Genomic DNA, 4,356 nt, shown 5'->3' with positions numbered 1-4,356 from the left:
CGCCCGGCCCGGCCCGTTCGGCCCGCCTCGGCACCGACGCGTAAGCCGCCTTCTTACAGCGGCACGACCGGCCCCTTCTTCGCCGACAGGCCGTCGATCAGCTTCGGGTCGATCCGGGTATGCGCCTGGACGAGGGCGTGCGGCGTCAGCGCCATCCACTGGGGCAGCGACAGGTCGGCGTAGCGCGGGCTCTTGAGCATCTCGAGGAAGGTCAGCGGCGTGTCGCCGGTGTTCTCGATGTAGTGGCCCATGGCGAACGGCACGTAGCCGACGTCGCCGGCCTGATAGTCGAAGGTGCGGGCCTTCGATTCCGAGCCGAACACCGTCATCCGCCCCTTGCCCGAGAGGTAGTACTGCCACGCGTCGCCGTTCGGGTGCCAGTGCAGCTCGCGCATCGCGCCGGGCTCCAGCTCGACGAGGGCCGCCGCGATCGTCTCCGAGGCGGGGAAGTTCGACGTGTCGGTGATCCGCACCGTGCCGCCCTTCGTGCGGATCGGCTCCTGCGCCAGCATCCGGTGGCTGAACGCTTTCGGGCTCGGGCCGGCCCCGCCCATGCGGTCGCCGGCCAGCGGGCCCGGCTTCGGGCCGGGGAAGATGTAGAGTTCGCGCTCCGGGATGTTCGCGAAGGCGCTCTCGGGCAGGCCGAAGTTCTTGGCGAGCACGTCCTTCGGGGTGCGCGCGAGCCAGTCGGTGATCAGGAAGGTCGAATCCTCCGAGAAGCCGCCGTCGTCGAACACCAGCAGGAATTCGCAGCCGTCGACGTCCGATTCGAGCGCCTGGATCGAGTGCGGATGCCCGAGGGGAAGTACCAGAGGTCGCCCTCGCCGACGTCGTCGGCGAAGGTGCGGCCCTCCGCGTCGATCGCGGTGATCCGCGACGATCGCGTGCTGCTCGCCGCGCGGGCCAACGCACCGATGCGCGGCGTCTGGACCCTGCCCGGCGGCCTCGTCGAAGCCGGCGAGGCCATCGCCGACGCGGCCCTGCGCGAACTCAAGGAAGAGGTCGGCCTCGACGCCGAGATGGTCGGCGTGCTGCCGCCCACCGAGATCATCCAGCGCGAGGCCGACGGCCGCGTGCGCCACCACTACGTCGTCCACCCGCACGCGGCGCTCTGGTGCGGCGGCGAGCCGGAGGCCGGTCCCGAAGCGCTCGCTGTCCGTTGGGCGACCCACGCGGAGGTGGCGGAGCTGGAGACGACGCCCGGCCTCGCGGACACGCTCGCCGCCGCGTTCGCGAAGGTCGAGGCCTATCGGTCGGCGGGTGGCCGATGAAAACGGTTTCAGCCGCCGTTGACCCAGTCCCGCAGCCGTCCAACCGCTCGGGTAGGCCTTTCGCTCACTATTCGCCGCAGAACGTGCGGATTTCACGAACCCCGTTGTCGTCCCCTCCTCGCCATCCCGGGTCGCCTAAGGCGAGCCCGGGATCCAGAACCGCGGATGGTGATCAAGCTTGCGCTGTCGGCGGCTCTGAATCCCGGGCTCTGCTGCGCAGCCCCGGGATGACAGGGAGTAGGAAGACACCAAGCGGCTCATTCGGGCGGATGATCGCCACGCTGCGAACGATCCTCTTGGTTTTCGGCTGTCTCGCCGCCGCCGCGCACACGCCGGCCCTCGCCCAGCAACGCCCGGCGGCGCGCCCGGCCGCGAAACCTGCCGAGAAAGAGCCGCCGGCCCCGCCTCCGGATCAGGCCGCCCCCTACGACCGCGACCTCACGCGCCTGTCCGAGATCATCGGCTCGCTCGCCTTCCTGCGCGGGCTCTGCGCGGGGGCCGACGCCGCCGAGTGGCCGAACCGGATGAAGGCGCTGATCGAGGCCGAGGGCGTCACCCCCGGCCGACGCGACCGCCTCGCCGGGGCCTACAACCGCGGCTATCGCGGCTATGCCGCGAACTACCGCGTGTGCACCCCCGCGGCGCACGAGGCGACTGCCCGCTTCGTCGCCGAAGGCGAGCGCCTGTCGCACGCGCTGGCCGGGCGTTTCGGCGGATGATGCAGCCCGGCCACACCCGCGAAGCATCCGGGAAAACCGCGGTATTCGATCGGTCGCGTTAACCGCTTCGCAATTCCCGGCTGGTCGCGGACCCATGAGCCGCCTATCATCCCCTCCGTACGCCGGGCCTCCAGCCCGCGCGCAACGGATACGACCGCCATGCAGAACAGCACTCAGACCGCCCCGTTCGAAGCCGACGTGGACGAGAAGCGCGCCGCCCTGGGCTACGTGTCCGAAGCGTTCGCGGAAGGCTGTCTCGACGGACTCGACGGAGACTGCATGGCCCAGGCCGCCCTGTTCGCGGCCTTCCAGGAACTCGTGATGACCTATGGCGAGGAGGCCACCGCCCGCTACGCCGAGGGATTCCCCGAGCGTATCCGCGGCGGCGCCTTCACCACCGCGCTCCAGCACTGAGGGCACGTCCGATCGACGACACCGGCCGGTTGCTCGCACTCGGCGCGGGCATCCGGCCAACCATATCAGACCCATGCGAGGGGTCGGCATAGACACCGAGGCCTGACGGTTCAGGCGCGCGGTGGCGCTTCCTCGAAGACAACGGCCTCGCCGCGCGACGGCTCGGTCAACACGCCGTCCCACATCACGCGGGCGCCGCGCACCATTGTGCCGACCGGCCACCCCGTCACCACCTTGCCGTCGTAGGGTGTCCAGGCGCTCTTCGAAGCGATCCAGTCGTTGCGGATGGTCTCGCGGCGCTTGAGGTCGACCACCGTCACGTCGGCGTCGTAGCCCAGCGCGAGGCGTCCCTTGCGCGCGATGCCGAACAGGCGCTTGGGCCCGGCGCTGGTCATGTCTACGAAGCGCTCGAGCGAGAGGCTGCCGGCCGCCACGTGGTCGAGCATGATCGGCACCAGCGTCTGCACTCCGGTCATCCCCGACGGCGAATTCGGATAGGGCTTGGCCTTCTCGTCCAGCTGGTGCGGCGCGTGGTCCGAGCCGAGGATGTCGGCGACGCCCTGCTCCAGGCCCCACCAGATCTTCCGGCGATGCGCCTCGCCGCGCACCGGCGGGTTCATCTGCACGAGGGTGCCGAGGCGCGCATAGGCCTCGTCGCCGTTGATCGTCAGATGGTGCGGCGTCACCTCGACGCTCGCCACGTCCTTGTGGTCGGCGAGGTAGTCCATCTCGTCGCCGGTGGAGATGTGCAGGATGTGGATACGGGCGCCGGTCTCGCGCGCCAGCGCCACCAGCCGCCGGGTCGCCTGCATCGCCACCTCGGGCGAGCGCCAGACCGGGTGCGAGGCCGGGTCGCCGGGGACCCGCAGGTCCTTGCGCGCGCGCAGCATCGGCTCGTCCTCGGAATGGAACGCGGCGCGGCGGCGGATCGCCTTGAGGATGGCGCGCACGCCCGCGTCGTCCTCGACCAGCAGCGAGCCGGTGGAGGAGCCGACGAACACCTTGATGCCGGCGGCCCCAGGCAGCCGCTCCAGCTCGGCGAGCGCGCCGACGTTCTCGTGGGTGCCGCCGACCCAGAACGCGAAGTCGCAATGCATCCGGTGGTGCGCGCGCGACACCTTGTCGGCGAGCGCGGCGGCACTGGTGGTGAGCGGGTTGGTGTTGGGCATCTCGAACACCGCGGTCACGCCGCCCATCACCGCGGCGCGCGAGCCGGATTCCAGGTCCTCCTTGTGGTCGAGGCCCGGCTCGCGGAAGTGCACCTGCGTGTCGATCACGCCCGGCAGCAGGTGCAGGCCGGTGCAATCCTGCCGCTCGCCGACCGTCGCCTGCGCCAGGTCGCCGATCGCCGCGATGCGTCCGCCGCGGATGCCGAGGTCGGCCCGGTGCGCGCCGTCCTGGTTCACCACGGTGCCGCCGGAGAGGACGAGGTCGAAGGGCTTGTCCATGGGAAACGCCTTGCGCGAGCGCCTTGGTTGAGGCCGGGTCACCGGCGGCTTATGTCACGCGTCATCCTCGCGCAATCGCGCGGCCCGGAAGGCCTCACCTCGCCGAGCGAGGCCTCGCGGCGCCGACGAAGGAACTGCCATGCCGATCGCCCTGCTGCCGGACCGCGCCCTCGTCCACGTCACCGGTCCTGACGCCCCCGCCCTGCTTCAGGGTGTGATCACCTGCAACGTCGAGACCCTCGGCGAGGCCGAGGCCCGGCTCGGCGCCCTGCTGACGCCGCAGGGCAAGATCCAGTTCGACTTCCTGATCTCGCGCATCCCCGGCGGCTTCCGCCTGGACGTCGCGTCCGAGCAGGCGGCGGCCCTGGCCAAGCGCCTGACGCTTTACCGCCTGCGCGCCCAGGTCGAGATCGCGGTCGACCCGACCGTCGCCATCGCCGCATCCTGGGATGGCGCCACCACCGCGGCCGAGGTCGACGCCGTCGCCGACGCGCGGGCGGACGG

4 protein-coding genes and 2 pseudogenes are annotated in these 4,356 nt (G+C 71.1%); 4 read left to right on the top strand and 2 right to left on the bottom strand.

Annotated features, from left to right (window positions below; genetic code table 11):
• Positions 1 to 53: 53 nt before the first annotated feature.
• Positions 54 to 877: pseudogene (locus FV222_RS18350) on the bottom strand (cupin domain-containing protein); the annotation flags it as partial.
• On the opposite strand from FV222_RS18350, the gene FV222_RS31270 reads away from it, so the two are divergent.
• The 3 genes from FV222_RS31270 to FV222_RS18335 all read left to right on the top strand — a co-directional run bounded on the left by FV222_RS31270 (position 843) and on the right by FV222_RS18335 (position 2,404).
• On the top strand, positions 843 to 1,271 hold the full coding sequence (locus FV222_RS31270) for an NUDIX hydrolase (protein ID WP_246685533.1): 429 nt from the start codon (positions 843 to 845) through the stop codon (positions 1,269 to 1,271). The pseudogene FV222_RS18350 and the gene FV222_RS31270 overlap by 35 nt on opposite strands.
• A gap of 269 nt (positions 1,272 to 1,540) precedes the next feature.
• Entirely contained in the window at positions 1,541 to 1,990 is a 450-nt protein-coding gene (locus FV222_RS18340) for a TIGR02301 family protein (RefSeq protein ID WP_147764130.1), read from the top strand.
• Between the two features lie 159 nt (positions 1,991 to 2,149).
• Complete coding sequence (locus FV222_RS18335) at positions 2,150 to 2,404, top strand: hypothetical protein (protein ID WP_147728485.1); 255 nt, start codon at positions 2,150 to 2,152, stop codon at positions 2,402 to 2,404.
• Positions 2,405 to 2,514: 110 nt separating this feature from the next.
• On the opposite strand, the gene FV222_RS18330 is transcribed toward FV222_RS18335, so the two are convergent.
• Positions 2,515 to 3,852 (bottom strand): dihydroorotase, encoded by a 1,338-nt coding sequence (locus FV222_RS18330; protein ID WP_147815337.1) that lies wholly within the window; start codon positions 3,850 to 3,852, stop codon positions 2,515 to 2,517.
• A 139-nt stretch (positions 3,853 to 3,991) separates the two neighbouring features.
• Between FV222_RS18330 and FV222_RS18325 the strand changes: the two are divergent.
• Positions 3,992 to 4,356 (top strand): annotated as a pseudogene (locus FV222_RS18325) (folate-binding protein); the annotation flags it as partial.

This window comes from Methylobacterium sp. WL103 (assembly GCF_008039885.1).
Taxonomy (GTDB): Bacteria; Pseudomonadota; Alphaproteobacteria; order Rhizobiales; family Beijerinckiaceae; genus Methylobacterium; species Methylobacterium cerastii.
Note: the sequence above shows the minus strand (reverse complement) of the source record. Positions and strands in the feature narration are given on the sequence as shown.

Coding starts and splice junctions, on each gene's coding strand:
- FV222_RS18340 (WP_147764130.1), top strand. CDS start 1,541: ATGATCGCCACGCTGCGAACGATCCTCTTGGTTTTCGGCTGTCTCGCC.
- FV222_RS18335 (WP_147728485.1), top strand. CDS start 2,150: ATGCAGAACAGCACTCAGACCGCCCCGTTCGAAGCCGACGTGGACGAG.
- FV222_RS18330 (WP_147815337.1), bottom strand. CDS start 3,852: ATGGACAAGCCCTTCGACCTCGTCCTCTCCGGCGGCACCGTGGTGAAC.